General features: G+C 52.7%; 17 protein-coding genes, 1 tRNA gene and 1 pseudogene. 14 read left to right on the plus strand and 5 right to left on the minus strand.

The features are described from left to right. Window positions 1-31 precede the first annotated feature (31 nt). Window positions 32-106: transfer RNA gene (locus IE087_RS15715), tRNA-Phe, on the plus strand. A 213-nt stretch (window positions 107-319) separates the two neighbouring features. Here the strand turns inward: IE087_RS15715 and IE087_RS15720 are convergent. The 3 genes and pseudogenes from IE087_RS15720 to IE087_RS23555 form a co-directional block, all read right to left on the minus strand. Continuing rightward, window positions 320-466, minus strand: coding sequence for a hypothetical protein (locus tag IE087_RS15720; protein ID WP_189370309.1), 147 nt, complete (start codon window positions 464-466; stop codon window positions 320-322). A gap of 156 nt (window positions 467-622) precedes the next feature. Beyond that, window positions 623-943 (minus strand): YciI family protein, encoded by a 321-nt coding sequence (locus tag IE087_RS15725; protein WP_189370310.1) that lies wholly within the window; start codon window positions 941-943, stop codon window positions 623-625. 144 nt (window positions 944-1,087) lie between these two features. Continuing rightward, window positions 1,088-1,747: pseudogene (locus IE087_RS23555) on the minus strand (IS3 family transposase); the annotation flags it as partial. A gap of 229 nt (window positions 1,748-1,976) precedes the next feature. On the opposite strand from IE087_RS23555, the gene IE087_RS15730 reads away from it, so the two are divergent. From IE087_RS15730 to IE087_RS15775, 10 genes are all read left to right on the plus strand, one after another. Continuing rightward, window positions 1,977-3,356 (plus strand): LeuA family protein, encoded by a 1,380-nt coding sequence (locus IE087_RS15730; RefSeq protein ID WP_189370311.1) that lies wholly within the window; start codon window positions 1,977-1,979, stop codon window positions 3,354-3,356. A 4-nt stretch (window positions 3,357-3,360) separates the two neighbouring features. After that, the gene (locus tag IE087_RS15735; RefSeq protein WP_189370312.1) at window positions 3,361-5,049 is read left to right on the plus strand and encodes an asparagine synthetase B family protein; all 1,689 of its coding nucleotides are present in this window, start codon (window positions 3,361-3,363) and stop codon (window positions 5,047-5,049) included. Then, entirely contained in the window at window positions 5,033-5,794 is a 762-nt protein-coding gene (locus IE087_RS15740; RefSeq protein WP_189370313.1) for a class I SAM-dependent methyltransferase, read from the plus strand. Before IE087_RS15735 ends, IE087_RS15740 begins: the two co-directional genes overlap by 17 nt. Before the next feature lie 58 nt (window positions 5,795-5,852). After that, the gene (locus IE087_RS23790) at window positions 5,853-6,404 is read left to right on the plus strand and encodes an alpha/beta hydrolase (RefSeq protein WP_373296521.1); all 552 of its coding nucleotides are present in this window, start codon (window positions 5,853-5,855) and stop codon (window positions 6,402-6,404) included. Continuing rightward, window positions 6,391-7,365: a TauD/TfdA family dioxygenase gene (locus tag IE087_RS15750; protein WP_189370315.1), complete on the plus strand. Its 975-nt coding sequence runs from the start codon at window positions 6,391-6,393 to the stop codon at window positions 7,363-7,365. Before IE087_RS23790 ends, IE087_RS15750 begins: the two co-directional genes overlap by 14 nt. A 54-nt stretch (window positions 7,366-7,419) precedes the next feature. Next, window positions 7,420-8,352 (plus strand): DMT family transporter, encoded by a 933-nt coding sequence (locus tag IE087_RS15755; protein WP_268244649.1) that lies wholly within the window; start codon window positions 7,420-7,422, stop codon window positions 8,350-8,352. 80 nt (window positions 8,353-8,432) lie between these two features. Further along, window positions 8,433-10,598: an AMP-binding protein gene (locus tag IE087_RS15760; protein ID WP_229801425.1), complete on the plus strand. Its 2,166-nt coding sequence runs from the start codon at window positions 8,433-8,435 to the stop codon at window positions 10,596-10,598. Window positions 10,599-10,621: 23 nt separating this feature from the next. Then, window positions 10,622-11,581 (plus strand): beta-ketoacyl-[acyl-carrier-protein] synthase family protein, encoded by a 960-nt coding sequence (locus IE087_RS15765; protein WP_189370318.1) that lies wholly within the window; start codon window positions 10,622-10,624, stop codon window positions 11,579-11,581. Continuing rightward, window positions 11,582-11,803, plus strand: a complete 222-nt coding sequence (locus IE087_RS15770) for a hypothetical protein (protein ID WP_189370319.1) — start codon at window positions 11,582-11,584, stop codon at window positions 11,801-11,803. A 70-nt stretch (window positions 11,804-11,873) separates the two neighbouring features. Then, entirely contained in the window at window positions 11,874-13,016 is a 1,143-nt protein-coding gene (locus IE087_RS15775; RefSeq protein ID WP_189370320.1) for a PrpF domain-containing protein, read from the plus strand. Between the two features lie 506 nt (window positions 13,017-13,522). Here the strand turns inward: IE087_RS15775 and IE087_RS15780 are convergent. Then, window positions 13,523-17,497, minus strand: a complete 3,975-nt coding sequence (locus IE087_RS15780; protein WP_189370321.1) for an ExeM/NucH family extracellular endonuclease — start codon at window positions 17,495-17,497, stop codon at window positions 13,523-13,525. A gap of 495 nt (window positions 17,498-17,992) precedes the next feature. On the opposite strand from IE087_RS15780, the gene IE087_RS15785 reads away from it, so the two are divergent. Then, the gene (locus IE087_RS15785; RefSeq protein WP_189370322.1) at window positions 17,993-18,448 is read left to right on the plus strand and encodes a VOC family protein; all 456 of its coding nucleotides are present in this window, start codon (window positions 17,993-17,995) and stop codon (window positions 18,446-18,448) included. A gap of 359 nt (window positions 18,449-18,807) precedes the next feature. Here the strand turns inward: IE087_RS15785 and IE087_RS15790 are convergent, their stop codons facing one another. Then, window positions 18,808-19,386, minus strand: coding sequence for a TetR/AcrR family transcriptional regulator (locus tag IE087_RS15790; protein WP_189370323.1), 579 nt, complete (start codon window positions 19,384-19,386; stop codon window positions 18,808-18,810). 97 nt (window positions 19,387-19,483) lie between these two features. Here IE087_RS15790 and IE087_RS15795 point away from each other — a divergent pair, with 97 nt between their 5' ends. After that, the gene (locus tag IE087_RS15795; RefSeq protein ID WP_189370324.1) at window positions 19,484-20,077 is read left to right on the plus strand and encodes an NAD(P)H-dependent oxidoreductase; all 594 of its coding nucleotides are present in this window, start codon (window positions 19,484-19,486) and stop codon (window positions 20,075-20,077) included. Window positions 20,078-20,364: 287 nt separating this feature from the next. Further along, complete coding sequence (locus IE087_RS15800) at window positions 20,365-20,994, plus strand: LysE family translocator (protein WP_189370325.1); 630 nt, start codon at window positions 20,365-20,367, stop codon at window positions 20,992-20,994. Window positions 20,995-21,370 lie beyond the last annotated feature (376 nt).

The following is a 21,370-nucleotide window of genomic DNA, read 5'->3' on the forward strand; positions in this document are numbered from 1 at the left end:
GCGCCCACCCGAAGCGTCAGGCTTCACCCGTGCCCGGGTAGCTCAGGGGTAGAGCAGTGGATTGAAAATCCTCGTGTCGGTGGTTCGATTCCGCCCCCGGGCACCATTTAGAATAATGCGGGAACAATAGCTTGCTGGATTTCCGCGCTGCAGAATAAATCGCTTGAAATCCCAAAATACCCTATCGCAGTGTTGGTACAGTCGGAAAATGCTCTGTTACTTAAAATGAGGTTCGAGCCTTAACCGCCACGTATGCGCTGGAAAGGCGAGATTTGCCAACGCCGCGAAGATGCGCACTTCGACCTACTCGAATGGTCCATCACCGGAACCACATCTGTTCGAGATCAATCTGCTCAATAGAGAGAGCGGTCACATGGACGAGATTGCCCCCATAGATCCAATCCTTAAGCTTGTCTGGAAAAAGCGCCGCCTGGCCCCGCTCTACACTCTCAATGTATCCAGACATGCACGCTCCAGTCTTTGATCAAAAAGTGTAAGTTATTCGGAGTGTTCACATAGCTCAGCCCGAAGCGGGCATCGATCTTACCTGATCAACCTTGAGGTTCGGATTGGCTTCGAAGCACGGAAGCCAGAATGGCTTGGGCCGCACAGCCACACGTACCTACACTTCCGAAGGTCGATGCCCTTCTGCATCAAACGCGCCAACCCACCAGCGCAGTCGCCACGGCACTATCTTTACTTCAGCTCGAATTCCGGCTTTTGCATATGGGTCTTCGGCTTCAAAGCGACGCGCTTCATCCAAGTCATCCGTGTCGAGAAGAGAAGCGCCACCAACGATGTGGGTTCCGGTGTCGTCAAGCAGGGCGCCGGACCCAAGCAGCCTTTTACCAAACGAGGCAAGATAGTCGCGATGGGCTTGTCTCACCGCTTCGCGTTCAGTTTCCTTGTTTGGGTGATCGTACGCAGTGATCAAGAACGGCATCCATTGCTCTCCATTGTGTTTGTCGCACACTAGGACAGACAGGCGAGGGGACCAAGAGAGGCCCAGACCTGATTTCATATGACACTTGGGAACGGTTAGAGCGTTAGCAGAAGTCGACACGGATCTGTTACTTTTTCCGCCGCCTCAAGTGGTCGTTTGGGACACTTCCTGTTCGAAAGCTACCGGGTTTTTCATTCCAGTGCTGAGTGCCGACGCTGTGGATTCTTGAAGCCATCGATGTACTGGAAGAGGGCCAGCTCGGCCTCCCGCGTTTGCCATGATCGTTGCTAGATCAGCTCTGCTTTGATCGCTTTGAAGAACATCTCAGCGGCGGAATTGTCACTGTACTTTCCCTTGCTCGACACCGGCAACTGAAACTCGTGCCGGTGCAGCAGCTTTTGGTAGTCGTGTGCAGTATTGCGACCCGCGGTCTGTATGATGAATGCTGCCTCTGGGCGGTTACTCGAGCGCCACGGCCGTCTGCAATGCCTCGAACGCTAAGTCGCGTTTCATACGATTGCCGACGGCCCAGGCGATCACACGGCGTGAATATAGATCGGGGATAACCTCAAGGTAAAGCCAACCGTCTCAGGTTCACACACAGCTGATGTCGCCGGCCCATTTCTGATTTGGCTGATCTGCATGGAAGTCCCGGTTCAACAGGTTGGATGCGGTGTTGAAGGCGTGGTTGCTGTAGGTTGTCATTTTATCCTTTCTCGACCTTTCAACCCGTATGCCGTTCTCACGCATTCACCGGCCGCTGCGGCGGTGGCCAATGTTCAAACCTAGCTGTTTCAACTTTTTGTTATGAGCATGGATTTGGACATTCTGCGGGCCATCAAATCTGATTCCTCGTCTGTTTTGGTGAAAATCACCTTGTGTTTTGTGAGCGGCAATCGGCGGAATTTTGACTGCTGCTAAATTGATACTACCAAGGGTTGCCGAATCTCGTTATGGTGGTGTCTGCTGAAACTGCCACCGTTGCGCAAATCGGAAGCGATTTACGTAACTCTGACAGCCGATTGGAAGCTAAATGAAGGTAATTGACTGTACCCTTCGTGAGGGTAACCAAAGCCCAAATGTAATTTGGGGAAATAGAGAGAGTTACCATATATCGCAGGGTTTGGTGGATTATGGTGTAGACTGTATCGAAGTTGGACATCCTTACGCGTCCAAATTGGACAGAGAAAATGTGGGGATTGTAACAGCGGCAAATCCGAATATGTCAATTTTGGCACACGCCAGGGCTGTGGAAAGTGACATTACGGCGGTCAAGGAAAGTGGTGCAAACTGGGTTGGTATCTTTATGGCTACCAATAAAATTGCGCGCAGTTTCAAGTTCAGAAACAAGTCAACTGACGATATTCTTGATCAGATTGAGGCATCAATTCGCTACGCGAAGCTGCTGCAGTTACAGGTGCGTTTTACCCTCGAAGACACGTCGCGCACAGATCTTGATCTTCAGATCAAAGCTTACGAGCGCGCGCTGCGCGCGGGTGCAGATCGAATCTGTTACTCGGATACTGTTGGAATCTTACAGCCTTATCAAGCCGCTAGCGCTCTGGCAAAGTTAAGAAACTTTTTTCCGACCTCATCGATCGAAGTTCATTTTCACAATGACCGTGGCCTTGCGTTGGCCAACGCGCTCGCCGTCGAAAATTATGCAGACTGGGTTTCAACGTCGGTGAACGGCATCGGTGAACGCTGCGGGATAACAGACACCATTGCCTATATGTCCAACCTTTCGTTCAATGAACGTGGAACCGTTTCGAGCGAAGAGATCGCGAAGTCGCGTAGTTTAAGTCAAATTGTCCACGCGTTTGGGCGGAATTCTGTGATAGATCGGGCCCCAATTGTAGGTGAGTTTGCGTTCACACACTGCTCTAAACTTCATCGATCTGCTTATAAAAAGAGTAATAGGGCGTATTGTTGGCTTCCGGATTTCGAAGGTCAGGCGGGTCATGAGAATGTACCACTCGACCTTGGCGAGCTTGTAAAAACCGATGTTGAGATTGAACCGGGTATTGAAAATCATCTTACAACTGATAGCTATTACAGCATTGGGCAGACTTGCACTGTCACGCAAATAAAGCCTAGCGCCAACGATATGCACCCGTTCTCAGATCTGAAGTCGCTTAATTGTGACAGCCTTTTTCTATTATTCGGATGTGAAGATGGAAAGAGTGGATTGAATGCCGCGGTCTTCCTGAATGGAGAGAGATTCGAGTTGCAAAGCCCGGCTAGCTTGTTTGTCCCTTCTGGCGTCGAATACTGTTTCGAGAGCTTTAGCGGGGCAGGGCTGGTGATCAACCATGTTTTGAACGCCAAGAAGACGCGAAGTCTGATGAATTTGAGAAAGCCGCACATTGATTTCGACACCCAACCGCTGTCGGCACTAGTGGAACAGGGCTAGGGCAATGTGCAGCATATACGGTATCTACGGCGCTCAAGATGCGTCGCTCGTGGAGGTCATGCAGCATGACACCATTGGCCGCGGGCCTGACAGCCAGGGTGTATTTCGAGGGCAAAATGTCTCTATCGGGATGAACCGGCTGCATCTTTGGGGCTCTACCCAATCCGAAGTCCCTTTTCGAACCGGTGAAGGTGTTTCGGGTTACAACGGTGAAATTTACGGCAAGTTGACCGGTGAATTTGAATTCGACGTCAATACGGATGGTGGTGTTGGGGAGCTGGAGTATCTTGGCGGACTGCAACCAGACGAGTGCGCCGAGGGGATGTTCGCTGTTGTTTCTTTTGATCCTGAAGATCAGTCCATTGAGCTGCAGCGTGATCGTTTTGGGATCAAGCCGCTCTTTGTGAATGCCTCGGATGACGCTCTGGTTTTTTGTAGCTGTATCCGTTCGTTCTTCAGGACCCCTGGAACGGGGCAGATTGATCTGAATATCGATGCATTGTTCGATGTATTTACGTACGGCTACAGTCTGCGGGATCAGACCGCGTTCGAACACATCACCGAGGTCGCGCCGGGAGAAGTGCGGAAAGTTAGTCAGGTTGGCACATCGTCGCGGATGAGTTTGACGCCGCAGGTGGAAGTCGGGAACCTGCATGACGATTTGCGCAGTGCAATCCGACGGTCGGTTGAAAGCTGCTGTCTTGGAGAGTACAAGATTGGCTTGGCTGTGAGTGGTGGTGTGGATTCCACAATCATCGCCCATGAGCTGAACCAATTGGGTGTCACGAATGTCAGTACCTTCAGTGTCGTCCTAAGTGAGACGGAAGACGGCATACAGGATCTATCGCAGCTTCAACTACAAGGCGGTGATGCCTGGAAAGGCTGGGATCATCATTATGTCGAGATCACCAAGGACGCTTTCGTCGCTCACACCCTGTCGTCAATAAAGAGCTTTGCCTATCCGACAGATATGCACAGTCTGCCACTATACTCGGCCTTGGCCAAGTTGGTGGCGGATGCCGGTTTGCGGGTCTTGTTGACCGGTGAAGGTGCGGACGAGTTGTTCTATGGCTACGAGAAATATGGTAAATACCAAGGCCCAACGCACATCAGTGACTATTATCTGGACGGTTTGAAAGGCGCTTATATTCGCCGCATTTTCCCCGACGGGACTGTGAATGCGGGGCTGCAGCGGGGTGCTGGCTTTGCGACTGATGACTTTTGGGGCGGCATCAGAAGTATAGAAATCGCTGGCCGGTTGAGAAAACTTCTGTTGCGCACTGATGTCATCCTGATGGATCAGAGTATTGAGGGCCGCGTGCCATTCTTGCATGCTGGTATCCCTGATATCGCGATGACCTTGAACCATGCACAGCTCGCTGCTCATCCCGGTAAACGGATACTGCGCGAAATCTATGCGCCAGAGATTCCCAGTTTGTCGGACACAAGGAAAAAAAGGTTCAAGGCACCCGAACGGCTCTTTGGCGATGTCTTTGATGATCCCCAGATCAAAGAGCGTGTGTTCCGACCTGTGCACATACCGTGGCTGAACCTGAGCGATGATCTGATCAACGAAATTTACACGGCCTATTCCGCTGGTGACACATCAGTTCAAAGCGATCTGTCCGAGCTCCTATTCCTCATTCTAACAACCAAGGAAGCGGTGAGAGAAGCAAATGAAGCAATTCAATAAGGTCGCGGAACTTTATGCCAATGTCCGCCCTACCTACCCGCGTCAGGTCTATGTTGAAATTCTTGAACGCAATGGAAACGTCCGCTTCCAACAGGCTGTGGACATTGGCAGTGGTGCCGGGCATTCGACGGTTGGGCTCGAGTTGATCTCGAACCAAATTACGGGCGTCGAACCTGGCGATCAGTTGCGGCTTGAAGCCATCAACAAATTTACGGACTACCAGTTCATCAGCGGAAGCGGTGAGAACACGACGCTTCCGGACGACTATGCGGATCTGATCACAGTTGCGACTGCGTTTTATTGGATGGACCGCCAGAAAACGATCCATGAGATATCGCGGATCGTGAAGCCGAAAGGCATCTTGGCGTTGTACCGATATTTGTTTCCCAAGATCATGTCCGACGCGAACGCTGTTTTGGTTCAGCATTGTGAGAAGTACTGGGACAAGTACCGCGATCCGCGTCTGGTGTGTGAAGATGATTCTGACAAACTACTGGCCGCTTCTGGTTTGTTTTCGGATATTGAGCGCTTTCCTGTCGAAAACATCTGGAACCTATCTGTTGACCGCTTTGTCGGATTCCTGCGCTCGACGTCATATGTGTCGAAATACCTGGAAGAAATCGGTGATGGCGCCGAAAACTATCTTCACGAATTGTCCGTGGCGCTGGCGGACGCGAACGGCGCAGACATGTTGGATGTGAATTTCGACATACACATGATTTTAGCCAAAAGTTCAAAGGGATAAGGTGGTGTTGGTGGCGCCTGTTTTTCTGCTGCATGGCTTTGGAAGTACGGCCGACGACATGGCACGAGCGGTGTCGCCGCATTTCAAACGCTCGGATGCCTGTGTGTATATGGATGCGCCTCAGAGATGTCCGCTTGTCGAAGGCAAGAGGCAATGGTTTTCAATTTCCCGCAGAAGAGACTATCTGTCCCAGGCTGTGAAGTCGGCTGCAACAGCTGTTGCCGTAAAGATTGAGCGACAATCCAATGCCGGTGTGCCCGTATGCCTTGTTGGGCATTCGCAAGGTGGAATGATCGCATCGTATCTTTGCCTGACACGGCCCAGTCTCGTCAAAACTGCGATCTGTATTTCGTCAGAAATGCCCTTCCTGTCCGAACTTGCAACAGGTCAGCCGCTGCCCCGGGCGCAGCTTGCGTTTCTGCATGGACGCGACGACCCATTCATTTGCGCGGAGCAGCTTGCGGGTCAGGTCGCGGCAGCGCGAGAGCGGAACATTCAGATCACCCTGAACGTCTTTGAGCGTGGTCGGCATGACATCGAGGATCGGTATGTGCAGTGCGCAGCCGCAATCCTTTCAAATCAAGGGAGCCATCAACATGAAAGAGCTTAGCTTTACGGAACCCTATGTAAACGAACCTGTTTGCTGGAAGGGCGACAACCTGTCCCTTCAACGATCACGTTTTGTACTGCCGCAGGAATTGGAAGAAGCCCTGAAGAAAGTCCTGCAAGACGAACAGTTTGCTGCGGATGGCCCAGTGTCCGATTTTGCTGATGTTGTTCACAACCAACTCGATTGGGAATCGGGATTTTGCATTGTCGACGGACTGGAGAAATTCTGTGTTGACCTTGATGAGTACGTTCGGGTCACGGAGTGTCTGGGCGAAATGCTGGGTACGCTGGTTCAGCAAAATCTGGCTGGTGATAAGATCGTGTTGGTCCGTGATGACGGCCATACCACGGAAAACCCCAACAACCGGGGTCACAAAAGCAGCGACGGATTGGGCTTTCACAATGACCGGTGTGATATCATCGGTCTGGCATGCTATGCTCAGTCAGATATCGGCGGGGAAAGTACACTCGTTTCCGCCAAGTATGTGCACGACATCATCGGGGCTGCACGCCCTGATTTGTTGGCCCAGTTATACGGCGTATTCCCCAATCACCGGCGAGGAGAGGAACGCGAAGGCGAGGACCCGTGGTGCAGTCTGCCTGTGTTTGCGAGCGTGAACGGTGAATTTGTGTGCCGTTTCGTCAAACGCTTCATCATAGACAGCCAAACGTTGCCGGATGCCCCACGCCTGACCGCAAAACAGATAGAAGCCCTGGATTTCATGGAGCAGGTTATTGAGGATCCCGACAACCACTTCCGGTTCAAATTGCGGGAAGGTCAGGTTCTTATCCTCAACAACCATGTCTTGTTGCACGGCCGGTCGCATTTCAAAGACAAGGCCGACAAGAAACGAACACTTGTTCGAGTCTGGTTGGCAAACAAGCAAAGTCGGCCGCTACCAGAAGCGTTTATCCCTTTGTATCGCAACGTGTCCGCCGGAGCCGTGCGGGGCGGTATCTGACGCAAAGCCAGTAGCACTTGATGACTTTGGACAAGGCAAATTAAGGGACCGGGTTTGGAACAACGAGGCAATAGCATCGCTCTTGGCGTCACTGCGATGATCATCAGTACGATTGCGTTATCCGTGCATAACGTGCTGATAAAGTTCGTGGTCGAAGGGTATTCGATTGCCGAGGTCCTATTCTACCGCAACCTGTTCTCAAGTCTCGTTTTTGCCGCGATAATGTACTTTGTCGCCAAAGAAGTCCTGAACTTCAGAAAACATCCGCCCATCGTCCATATCAGATCGCTCTTGTCTGTTGCGTCATGGGTAACGGGCATCTTGTCGATCAAATTATTGCCTTTGAATCAAGCAGTTACGATCTATGCAACGTGCTCGATCTTTGCGACTTGCATCGCGATGATGATCCGGGATGAACCGTTCAAACCGTCGCGTGTCCTTGTGATCATACTGGGGTTTGTCGGGTTCGCCATCGTCGCACTAAAAAGTTACGAAGTGCACGTACTTGGCATCATCGCAGCGACGGCATCCAGCTTGTTTCAAGCCATCGGTATCGTCCTTGTTCGCAAAGCGAAAGTTGGGATTGGGGCCAATATATTTACAATAAACGCTCTGGTGTTTTTGCTGGTGCTTGCAGGGGTGAGTGTACCGTTCACGGGTGCGGCCAAAGTCCCGGATGTGTTTGACGGCGCCATCCTTCTGGCTGTCGGTATCTTTTACCTGGCGACGATGTGGTTTGGTGCTGCAGCATACCGATATGCAACCGTGAGTCATGTATCCGGACTGCAGAACCTCCCCGTCATCTGGCTGACCTTTTATGACATGGTGGCCTTTGACATTGTGCCGGGTCCGACCGCCATTTTTGGCGCGGCATTGCTGGTTCTGAGCAGCGCGTATCTCGCCACGGATACGGACTTCCTCAGCGGTCGAAAATTCTGGAGAGCACGTTTTCCAACGGCAAGGAAAAGAACTGGAGAAACCCGATGACCAACTTTGCGCCACTAGATCTAAGCCTTGACGAAGTCTTGTCCTGGAATGCCAAGGTCGCACCCGAAACGGCATTCATCATGAATGTGCGTGACGGGCAAGACGCCGTCACGGTCAGCTATCGTGAAATGAATGAGTTGGCGCAGCTTTATGCGGAGGCGCTAAACTTTCGCGGCGTCGAACTTGGCGATCGCGTCGCCATTGTAATGCAGGATAGTATCGACTGTGTGGCAGCCATTTTCGGTGCGTTCCGCGTAGGCGCAATTGTCGTGCCCATAGACAAGGGCTGGGGTCAATCCTCGCAAGCGTCAATCATTGAAAGTGCGAGCCCCGCCATCGTTCTATCGGGTGATGACAGCGTTCCCGGAACGACAAGCTTCAGGGATGCAAAGCGGCGTCAGAAGCCCTTGGACCCGGGCCTGACACTGCCTGCCGAAAGGCTGGCCATGCTTGCTTTCACATCGGGAACAACCGGCAACCCCAAGGGCGTCATGATCAGCCATCCCAATTTCCGACACGCATACGAACCGGCACGGGCACAGTTCGGCTTGAGCTTTGGTTCAAAAATCGGATGTGTCTTTAAGTTAACGGGCCTCGGGATTCTCGGCATTCACTACTTGCTTGGCGTTGTGTCGGGTGCGACCGTTGTGGTGTTGCCAGAAGCCTTGCCCTCAACCGTGAGAGGGTTTTGGGAAGACTTGAACGCGCACAGCATTGACTTCATCTATCTTGTCCCAAGCATTGTCCAATTGCTGAACAAGTTCTCCCGACCTCTGGACCAAGCCCAGAATGGACGACAGTTGTTTGCGACGGCGGCTGCCCCGATTTCCCTTCAAGACTTCACTTATTTCCAAAAGAAATTTGAGCGAACACTGTTCAACATCTATGGGCTGACCGAAGCGTCCTTTGCCATCTTTTTGGGCAAGGCCGGGGACGATGGCCGTGGGCTGCATACAATCGGCCCAAGCCTGGATTTCGATGCGCGGTTGGTCACGGATGCTGGCGATATCGTGTCGGGCGCGGGTACAGGCATTCTCGAAGTCAGTGGACCAACTGTCTCCGCTGGGTACTGGAACAATCCGTTTGAAACCGAAAATGCGTTCAAATCTGGTTGGTTGAGCACTGGAGACATCGCTTATCGCGACAAGCGGGGCAATCATTACATCACCGGCCGGGCCAAGGACGTCGCGATACGATCAGGTTTCAATATCCATCTCGAGGAGGTCGATCAGATTATTTCGCAACACCCGGATGTCATCACCGGATGTTCGGTCGCTGTTGAAAACCCGGCTGTCGGAGAAGAAATCTATGCCTTGGCCTATGTGAGAGACCAGCTGACTGCCTCCGAAACCGATCTACTTGACTGGTGTCGCATTTGCCTTGGAAAAACACGAACCCCCGCGCGGATCGTCATTACGCCGGATGCGATTCCGACCAATGCCGCCGGTAAACTTCTGCGAGGAAAGGTGAAGGATATCGTATTGCAGCACCAATCTCGTGTTTCCGCACCCAAGGCGGGACCCGCCTTGAAAGTGCTGAATCACGTAGAAGGGAACAAGTACAACGACTATTCTTCTTTCTATGACCTGGCGATGAATCGCAGTGGCTACTATGATTACGAAGGCGCAGCGCGACATCTTTTGAAACATCTTCCGGAGGAGGGTCGTGTTCTGGAGATTGGCGTTGGCACCGGTTTGTTACTTGAGCGCCTCGCCAAAATTGCTCCGCCCGGTGTTAAATTCCTTGGTGTTGATCATACGCAGGAAATGATCGATGTCGCCCAAGAGCGTTTCAAGGATTTTGATAATGTTGAGCTAAGGTGCGCGGATATATGTGATTTTCAAGCAGATGAAAAATTCAACTTTGCCTTTTCGCACGGGGGTGTTTGGGTGTTTCTAGAAAACATATTGCTCAGTCACATCAACAATGAAGGTATAAACATCACTGCCCTGAATAATCTGTTCGATAATATTGAAGATGATGGCACCTTTGCGATTAATATCCAGCCAATGCATAAAAGCTCGTACACCCACCTCGAAGAGAATCTTTTTTTCCGCGAACGGGTAAAGATTTTTCAAACCAATTCGATCAAGGAATACATTCTTGAAAACGATGGCGAGGTTATAAACTCACAAACATGCCTTTATAGGCTATGGCGGGACGAATCCATTGGTGCATTGTTCGACAAGTCCGGGTTTACTAGGTCTCATGGCTGCGAAAAATATAACATTCTCAGAAAGCAGTGAGGTCAGTCTTGCATCCTGTCATTTTGGAAACTGTTGAATATCAGAAGGGCACCATGCGAGAGGTCGCAGACATTGTGACCTCTGGCGCAGAGGAAGATGAACAGGTCAAAAAATTGTTGGCAGATGGTTTCAAGCAATATAGTGTCGCGGAGGAAGGCTCTTGTCGGCTTGCGGAAAAGGCAATTGCCAAAGCACTTGCAAATAGTACGGTGCCTGTTGAAGAAATTGACACCGTTCTGTTTGGCTCCGAATCCTTCTGGGATGTAGACCAAACCTATTCCAAGCAAACTTTTCCACTCGAACATCAGTTGTTTCGGGCGAACATTTACAACGCTTTGGAGTTGAACGGTCTTGGGAACGCCAATCTCATGGGGTATTGGGCAAACGGTTGCGCCAATATTGGCCTAGCGCTTCAAACTGCTTCTGCCTTGATCCAAACAGAGCGGTCAAAGTCAGTACTGGTCGTTTATATTGATCGTCACCCCGCGCATGAAACTCGCATTATTCATAAGGGAATTACGGTTGCCAGCGATATTTGCCTTGCTCTGATCCTTGCAGGAAATGTTGGCAAGGGGCCAGAACTGTCTCTGGTTGTGCCCTATAGCGATTTGTCGCTCATGCGTGTGAGGGAGCGCGACAGTCTTGAGAAGTATCTGGTCAACTATGCTCGATCTACGAAAAAAGCTGTCGACCATTTTCTTGAGGAGTCCAAGCGGAGTTTGGCGGATTTTTCCGAACTTCTTACGCCAAACTTCACAATGGACTACATGCGGTTGCAATATTCGAGCGTTAGATCGTGTGTTGATATGTTGAATATGGATAGCAAGGCAGAAATTGCCCATGCAACTTCTGCAGATCCGTTTGTCACACTAAGAAACATGCGGGTGCCGCATGGAGGGAACGGCGATGTCGAAAGACTCGTGATGCTTATGGGACCGTTTATGTGGGCCTTTGTACTATTGACATATAAAGGGGACGAATAGATGGACTGTGCAGAGGGTGCGCTGATTGAATTTCTCGAGGAGCGAATTGGCGTAAAACCCATCGAAGCTGATACCGAGTTGCAAGGAGAAAGTTATGACTCTCTCTTAATGGTCGAAATCGTATTCTTTATCGAGGATTTGAAGGGGTCAACTCTCGACCTTGAAAACGTTGAGATCGCGGAACTGAACACGGTCCGGAAGATCTGTGCGGCGTTGATGTAGCATTTCAATCTTCGCACATGTCCATCTGACAGTCGGATATGTGCCGGTTTCCAGGGAAAGGGGCGGTCGAGTGTGTTGTTCTTTAGAAATCCCAGTTCGCATCATACGTGGCGGGTCGTCGAAAGGTATCTTCCTCAAGTCCGATTGTCTGCCGGTGGAGGAGAAGGCGCGTGATGATGTGATTTTGCGGTTGTTTGGCACCCCGGACGCGCGCCAGATTGACGGGCTGGGCGGTGGTGACAAGCTGAGCAGCAAACTTGCCGTCATGGGGCCATCGGATCGCCCTGAGTGCGACATCGACTATCTGTTTGCCCAAGTGGGTACGATGTATTCCGATGTTGATTGGAGCGCCAATTGCGGCAACATCAGCGCCGGCGCAGCTCTGTTCGCGGCTCTTGAAGGGGTTGGACAGCGTATTGATGACCACCAGCATATTGCCATCCATCAGGTGAACACCGGACGTATTCTGCGCGCGCGTGTTCCTATGGAAGGCGGTCAACCTGCCACGCAAGGAGCGTTCTCAATCGGGGGAGTGCCGGGTAAGGGGCCGAAAATTGAACTTGATTTCAGTGACTTCCAGGGTAGCTGTTTAAACAGAGGTGTGTTTCCAACTGGTGAAAAACAAACCAGAATGCGGCTTGGCAGTGGCGCTTTTTCCAGTGTTTCAATTGTCGATATGTCAAATCTACATATTTTTGCCCGGGCCGAGGATCTGCGCATTGATCTTGCACAACCGTATGAAGCGTTTCAGTCCAATTCGGACCTCAGGGATGATCTGGACGCGCTTCGGCGGGATGTCATGCTCATGTTAGGCTTAGCCACAGGTAACACCGTCACGGATGCGGTCAGGCGTGACATGAACCCGCTGGTCTACATCGTGGCTTCGCCTGTTCCCTATGTTTCGCTAAACGGCGAACACGTGACGGACAAGGCTTATAATCTTCGGTCAATTTCATACTCCCGAGGTGATTTTTCGAAGGCATATCCGGCGTCGGGTGCAATTGGTACCGGTTTGGCCGCGGCGGTTTCGGGTACTGTTGTGTCCGAAGCGTTACGAGGGATGTCATCGACTGATGTGGCGCGGATCGGCCACCCTGGCGGAATTTTGTCCACGCAAATGGACGTCGCTGATGCTGGGGATGACATACACGTTTACCGGGCGGAAATTGGCCGCACCGCGCGGCATATCCTTGATGGTGTCAGCTACATATGAGGGATGTGCGGACATTATTGACTGGCTTAGCTTGCCGTGCGCGAAGTCGATCGCCCAAACATGGTTCGGATGGGGCGGCCTTAACCGTATGATCGAGCTGTTGTCATGACAGGGCCGTTGTTGCGTCTTGTGCCTTTGTGGAAGCTGCGATCCCTCTTCTTGGCAGCAGAGCAACTCGATCTTCTTGTGATTGGCCGTCCAGCCTTCGATGTAAACAACCCGGTGATCTTGCGATAGCGATAGCCGTACTGATCCGCCGCTGGGGCGCAGGTAGATACCTTGCGCGTCCGAGATATGCTTCTGTCAGCGCGGCAGCCTTGTAAGCGTCCGATGACATGGCTGGGCTGATAAGGAGAAGTGGTAGATTTTCATACTCTTATCTTGGTGCCTGAACGCAAATGGCTAGGACTGACTGGCAAGTTCTCGTGGCTATATCGGAGCGGCATAACTGACAAGTCACGTGCGCCACATCCTTAAAAGAATGCGGCGCACTTCCAAACATCGGATCAGCCAACCAGAATGTCATCCCGACCGGTGTCGATCCCAATAATCAATGGGTCATGATCAGATGAGGCAAAGCGGCTGTCTTCGAAGAAGTTTGCGTTGTTGAAGGCCGAATTGTAGTTCAGCAGATCCGGTTCGTCCGCATTTATGTGCCATTCCGCGGCCCCGGTGATCAGCTCAGCCATGTCATCGGACGCGATGGCATGATCGAGAGCGCCGCGTTGGCCATCAAAGACAAAACTATACGCTTCGTCTTGGCCGATGAACTGATCAATGAGGTCCACCAGACCTGGATCATCAGTCAGCGATTGCACCGGGTCTTCCTGCGCATAGGCGTTGAGATCGCCCATGATGATGAAGTTGGTCACCCCGCCACCCATATAGTCATTTTCGATCCAGTTCTGGATCTCGACCGCCGCATCGGCGCGCACTTGGTTCCAAAACGCTTGGCCATCACCCTGATCGTAGTTCGGATCATTGATCAGCGCGTCGATATCAGCCTGGGTGATGTCGGTGCCGCCACCATCCAAGTACTCTTGTGCGGCTTCAACCAGCTCGTCCAGACCGCTTGGCCCTTTTGATTTGAAGTGATTAGAAACGATTGTGAAGGTTTCACCTGTTTCGTTGTCTTCAAAAGTTGCGGCCACTGCAGGGCGGTTTCTCTGGAAATCGCCGACCTGGAGATCGGATGGCACCACGGCATTCAAGACTTCCGCCAGCGCAAACGTTGTAGCGGCAGAGCTTTCATCGAACACAAGAAATTCGGAGTGCACAACCGATACTGCGTTGGCATCATAGACAATGCCCGTTGTAATCGCGTCTGTTCCGATGAAACCAGCGTCGGTTGTTGGGTCGACAAAAGCATAGTTGGCGCCCGATCCGGTGGTTGTTGCTTCTTCATTCAGTGCATCGACGAGCGTGGCAATGGCGGAGTCCGCGCCAAATCCTGCATTTTCAATCTCTTGCAGTGCAAAAACTTCGGCCCCTGTACCGGTCATCGCGTCGACCAGTTTGTCGGTTTGGCGTTCGAGGTCTGTTTCACTTCCTGCACCACGTGGATCCAAGCCGTTTGGCCCTGAACCTCCTTCGCCCCGTAGGGTCGAGAAATAGTTCAACACGTTGACCGACGCGACTTGGATATCGCCTCCGACGTCTGGCGCCGTTTCTTCACGTGCGCCGGAGTTGGTGCTTTCGTCGATGTCAAGCGTCCCTTCGACCAACATCCGGTATTCGCCAAACCCAAAACTCATGACACCCGTTGTCGGACCGTCAAGTTCCGCCCCGAGGCGGAGAGTTGGACCCTCCTCCGTAAAGGTATCTTCGGCGTCAAGGAAACCATTGCCATTGTCGCCGGAGGTCGTATTCGGGATGTACTGGAATTCGTCGGGGTTTTCTTCGGAGTTGCCATCGTCGATGATAAGCCGGTTGTTTTCATTCTCTTCCCGCAGAGCCGCAACATCTTCGGCTTCAGTCTGCGCATCGAAAATCTGGGTTGGCTGAGTTTGAACCCCAGCCGAAACCGTGATTTCCCCAAAACGGTCAAGGTTAAAGTTTTCAATAACAGTGATGTTTTCGCCTTCTACACCGCTATCGAGTGTAAAGCGCATCCCTTCGATCGCTTCGAAATTTTGTGCTGCGCCGCTCAGAAGGACGGTGGCTGCAGTCGGCAACTCATTGCCAGAGGACACAATCCGTACCTGATCTTGCGATAGTTGTGTCTGGCCAAAAAACTCGCCGACCACGCCACGTGTCACGACCAGATCACCCACTGCGGGTTGGTTTGCTCCGCCGGAGAAGACGAAAATTCCTTCCGAGGTTTGCGCATTGCCATCGCTGTCGGTGTCCTCTTCCTGCAGGAAGTACCCGTTCGAGGTCACGTAGGTGACAACGGCTTCGACCGTGACAACCTGGTCGACGAGTTCGCTTGCCGCGCCTTCGCCCTGAATGTCAGAGATCAGTACCAGATCGTCGTCGTCCAGTACTTCGACAGACGCGCTTTCGGTTACAATTTCGCCACCGACCGGGTTGCTCAGTGTGACAGTAAAGGCTTCATCGTCCTCAATCACCGTGTCGCCGTTTACCTCGAACGTGATCGTGGCGCAGGTTTGACCGGCGGCAAATTCTACGGTGCCTGTTGGCAGAACACCGCCAAAATCGTCCGCATCGACATCTCCGCCAACGGTAAATTCAACGCTGCCAGCTTCCGAGATGTCCCCATCACGTGTGATTTCAAAGCTGATTTCGGTCACACCATCATCGCCTTCGAACACATCGCCGCTCAAGGCTTCAACCTCATAGGTGGGTGGTTCAGGCTCATCAGTGCCACCCGTGCCTTCAATGATCAGGTTTTGGAAGGCAAACGCCTCTGCGCCACCATCTGCATTTGCGGTGAACGTCAGGTTCAATGTTGAGCCTGTGCCTTCAATCGATCCGGTCAAGGTTTGCAAGATATTGGACAGGGTTTCGCCCGACCCAGCCAGGGTGAGCGGATCGTTCAGTGTTTCTACGCTCCCACCTGCCAAGGTGTAGTCAAGGCTTGCCGCCTCATCCACCACGAAGTCGAACAACGAAATCTCGGCGCCATCGTCGATATTGTAGGTAAAGCTGAAGCTATCACTGGTTTCGAAATCGCCCATGGCGCCGACATCGACACTGAGGCTAAGGTCATCAGCGCCAGAGATATCGAATGACCAAGTTGCCGAAACATCGCCGTCGTTGTCGTTGTTCTGCGTATCTGTGACGCCAAAGAAAACATCGGTGTTGCTGTTGCCGTCGATGATGCCCTGATCGTCGCTTGGGAAAGAACCAGCACTATCGTCTACTAGGCTGAATGGTACTGAACCGGCACCAACCTGGAAAAAGCCAAACCCATCTCCGGCACTGGAAAAGTCCGGGGCTGTGTTGACAAAGTTCAGCACGCCCTGCGATGCGCTACCGACCATGTCAAAGGCGACGACATTTAAGTTGCCAGTGTTTGGTGTTGGCACAACTTGTACGGCCACGCTGCGTGTTGTGCTTTCGGTTCCATCCGAAACTGTTAGTTCGAGATCATATGTGTTGTCGCCACCCGTATCGAGCGGGTTGGACACATCGGGTGCATCGATGAAGCTGATGGCGCCGGTCTCCGCATCAACAGTGAACAACGCGGCATCGTCACCCGACAAGGAAAACGTCAACGTGTCGCCATCGGGATCATCTGCACTGATGACCGTTTGAAACGTGCTGTTGCCTTCGATCAGGCAGACCTGATCAACGGTCAGCAGGTTGGGAGCGTCATTTTCCCCGGTGATCGTGACAGTCACAGTAGCAGTGTCAGTGCCGCCGTTCCCGTCATCCACGACATAGGTGAATGTGTCGGTGGCTGTTTCGCCCGCTCCCAGATGCTCAAAAAGCGCACCGGGGTCATAGCTGACTTCACCATTTTCAAATGTCACGTTTGCGCCTGCTGCGCTTGTTGCAGAGACCGAAGTGATCGCGATCGTATCCCCATCAAACTCGCGATCATTGGCCAATAGTGTATCTGCCGTGATGGTCAGAGCGGCGTTCTCGGATGTCGAGGCTGTGTCGTCGCCTGCGAGTACGGCGTTGTTCATGCCGTTCAGAAAAAGGGTGTAGTCATCTGCGGCAAAGTAGAGTGCCTCGACGCTATAGAGCTTATCCCGTCCGGCATCTTCGACGCTCGGATCGACGGCCGTCACAACCGTCGGACCCCACCAACTCCGGACACTGATCGAGTAGTCTTCAATCGAACCACTGTATTGCGCGGTATCAAACCCAAAGCCACCAAAGATAGTATCATTTCCGGCACCACCATCGATGACATCATCTCCAGACCCGGCAAAGATGACGTCATTGCCAGCGCCGGAAGTGATGGTGTCGTTTCCACCAAATGCGAAGATGTAGTCTCGTCCATCGGTCCCTGTCAGTGTATCAGCGTTCCATGATCCAAATTCAAAATTGCGGTAGTGACGGCTCATCTCGATTCCCTTTTTGGTAGGCGCGTGGGTGACGTGTTCTCATCAAACTGTGAAAGTTTTTGAACAGATGAATCACAATACGTGCGGGCCATGTTTTCGCCAATGGGTTGCATGTCGTACAAAGCGTGGTCGGCGATTTTCGGCATACGTTTGAGAATGGCAGCTGTCTTTTTAACCAATGCAGGGCAATTGAAGCAGGCGGCACAGCGTAAGGAATTGCTCGCGACTCGTGGGGCCCATTCAACAGGAAACCAACCTTCATCCATTGGTGTTCGGTACTGTCTGGGCGCGGTCTGGGCCCCGATGTGGGTTGGCTTTTCAGGTTGGTACCGGTTGAATGCCATCTAGGGACCCATCGCGGGAGTGTGTGGAATCTTGCTACAAGCGAAAGCCGTCACGTATTCCCTGCATAGCGGATTCAGCGAACGCGCCCAATGGTGCAAGTTTTCTACTTCGCAGCGAAGGTCGGCTTAGCATCTCTGTTGGGAGAAATTGATGGAAGCAATGACTGGTTTGGGCGCAATTCGAAGCATAGATTACGTGATCTTGCTCTGTGACGATGTTGAACGAATGAAGCAGTTCTATCGCGACGTTCTCGGCTTTGAGATTGAAGATGAAGCGGTAGGCACATGGGTCGGATTTCGAGTTGGCACACTTTACCTTGGCCTTCGACCTCGGGGGCGATCCTACGACGGTAAGCGCATTCCTGAAAAGTCATCAGGAGTACAAATCAGCTTCCGTGTTCCACCCGCTGATGTTGATGCAGCATATGAAGAACTGTCGGCGAAGGGCGTCAAAGTCATCGAAGGTCCAATGAACCAAGACTGGGCTCATCGGACCCTATTTTTTCACGATCCAGAGTACAACATCATCGAGATTTACGCCGATATACATCCGCGTGAGACACTGGCCGGTCCGAGCGGGGTGCATCTGTTGGTTCAAGAACAGTGATCGTGACACACTGAAAAGCTGCTGTTCACCCGAGCCATTTCAATGCCAGCTTTGTCCCGCATAGCAGTCTTGGAATGCATGTTTTGCCCTGCTGCACCGTCACGAGGCTGCAATGAACCTCATTTCGACGAATGCGGAGTTGCGGATGTGCTCACCTTAGCTCAGTGAAGTGTTTCAGAAGACATGAAAGACCCCAAACATTACGGGCCGACAATTTCGCACACTTGTCTTGTCGGCGCAGTGCGACCAAGGCGAGAGGCAAGGCTTAGTACCCTTTGCGACGGCACTGAAGTGGGAGATGCTGGGGTTACACGAGAAAGAAAAACGTCCGACCCTCCCCGCCGTGAGATGTGCACGGCTCAACCAGGGACGTTAAGCCAGGCTTCGAGGTACTCGCAAAGGCGCGCTCGCAGGCCATCGCCGCTGTGGAGTGCGCAGAACTCTAGGCCGACTGAGTGAATCATGAACGCCTGTATCCCATGCGCGAGGATCGCAGGCGGAACGTCGACGCGGAACCTCCCCTGATCCATCCATACTCTGCTGATGGCCGCGTGACGATGGAAGGCCTGCGCTATGGGGCCGATCTGATCGGAAGCGGTGGCGCCGGAATGGCGGATGATAAAATCGAAGGTGTACCTGTCCTGTCTGAGGAACAACAGAAACGGCCAAATGCAGTCTGCGAGATCCGCAACCGACGTTGGCGGCGGCAGTCGCTCCATCTCTGCGAGCAAGCGGTCCATCTCGTCACCGACCAGACATTCAAGAATGCCATCTTTGTCCTTGAAATGCGCGAAGAAGGTTCCCTTGGCCACGCCCGCGCGTGTGACGACATCATCGACGCGCAGCCCGGCATAGCCAACCTTCAAGACCGAAGCACGCGCGCACGCAAGAAGATTGGCGCGCGTTTCAAGGGTGCGTTGTTGAGGACGTCTGGGCATCGGCTCATCATAGGAATAAATATGACCATGGTCAATTTAGCGGTTGACTGGTAGTGGAATGCATTAAAAATGACCGCGGTCAATTTAAGGAGCTAACATGAACAATCCACGCATACTTGTCTTGAACGGGCACCCTGCCGCCCAGTCTCTGAATAGGACGCTTGCACAGGCTTACGCCGATGAAGCAGCGCGACACCGGGCCGTCGTTCAAGAGGTCCATCTCTCGGATCTGGCCTTCGACCAGGATTTCGGGCGCGCGGGCTACACAGACGTCAAGCCCTTGGAACCGGACTTGGAAGAACTGCTCCAGAGAGTGGAGTGGGCAGACCAGATTGTTCTTACGACACCAATGTGGTGGGGCGGTGTTCCCGGAAAGCTGAAGGGGCTATTCGACCGAATGCTTCTGCCGGGCCGGGCGTTCGACCCCAAAAAGCGCGACCCATTGGGAATGCCAAAGCCGCTTTTTGTCGGCAAGTGTGCTCGTATTGTCATCACCTCGGATACGCCCGATCCATATTTCGAGGACTATTACGGCAGCGCGATGATCCGGCAGTTGAAGGGCCAAATCTTCAACTTTGTTGGGATCAACCCCGTCGAAGTGACCCATTTTGCGGGCGCAAGCCATGCCGATGCAGGGATGGTCGATGCCTGGACCGCAGAAATGAAGCGGCTCGCACGGAACGCTGTCTGAGGCGCCGCTGCCGCACCGCTCGGGTTCACTGACAATTGTCGCCAGTGAATGACAGGTGAAGCGGCCATTTATGTTTGGTGCAGCGAAGGCCTGTTCAGGTTCGCGTAGCAGTCTTGGAACGCATGCTTTACGCCGCCGCACCGACATAAGTCCGCAACGAGCCCAACTCACTGATTGCTGCACTCGGCCCGAATGTCGACTCTCCCACATGGATGGGCGAGAATCCAAATCTGACTTGCGTGTTGCTCGTTTTGCAGCAAGATGTTTGCAACAGTAGGTTGAGCGAAATGCCAATAGAGACTTGGACGCTATACGTACTTACCGTGTTTGCACTGATGAGCACGCCGGGGCCCAGTCAGTTGCTGATGTTGACCAACAGTGGTGTGCACGGGTTTAGGCGTTCACTTTCGACTGCTGCAGGTGATCTGTCGGCTAACGCCTTGCAAATGCTGGCAGCGGGTTTGGGGCTTGCGGCAATCATCGCGGCCTCTGCGACTGCCTTGGCGATGATCAAATGGGCGGGCGTTGCATATCTGGTCTGGTTGGGCATACGGATGATCCGCCGCGCCAAACCAGATCACCCGGGCGCGCCGGCACACCACAAGAAGGCTTCGTTCAAAACGCTCTGGCTTCAGGGCTTCCTGACCTCTGCCGCCAACCCTAAGGCAGTCGTTTTCTTTGCAGCATTTTTTCCACTGTTTATAGCGCCCGACGCAACTTTCTGGCCGCAGTTCTTGATACTATCCGCAACCTACATTGTGATGGATGGGCTTTTTCTGTCGGCATACGGCCTGAGTTCAAGTTGGATTGCACGACGCTTTAAGGGCAGTGCGCGGGTCTGGATCGAGCGCATCGGCGGCGGCTTCATGATCGGGGCGGCGGTGCTTCTTGGGCTCAAATCCATTTCACGCCAGTAGTAGAAAAGCATGCATTCATCTGGCCGGCGAGTGGGACCGCTTTGTCCCGCGTGGCTGTCGTCGTAAGACCAGATCGACTGGCGCAAGTCCCGCGCATTCGTCACTCGACCGGTCTCAACTCGAACACCGGCAACGCTCTCTTGGAGCCAGGTCGGCAGAGTCTCCCTTTAGCCATATGCGCCGCAATCCCTCTCTTCCAGAGCCAACTCTCACCACGGCGCTGGTCGTTCGCACGACCCTGTTTCGTCCCTGTGGGTCACGTGGAGCAACGTGGACCCCTTTCCTCTTGCCCAGTGTTGGCCGTGTTGGAAAGCACAAGATGCTTACTCATATCAGGGCGAAGGACGTCACCGCCTGCGCAACCATTCCACTGCGT

This window comes from Tateyamaria omphalii (assembly GCF_014651375.1).
Classification (GTDB): Bacteria; Pseudomonadota; Alphaproteobacteria; order Rhodobacterales; family Rhodobacteraceae; genus Tateyamaria; species Tateyamaria omphalii.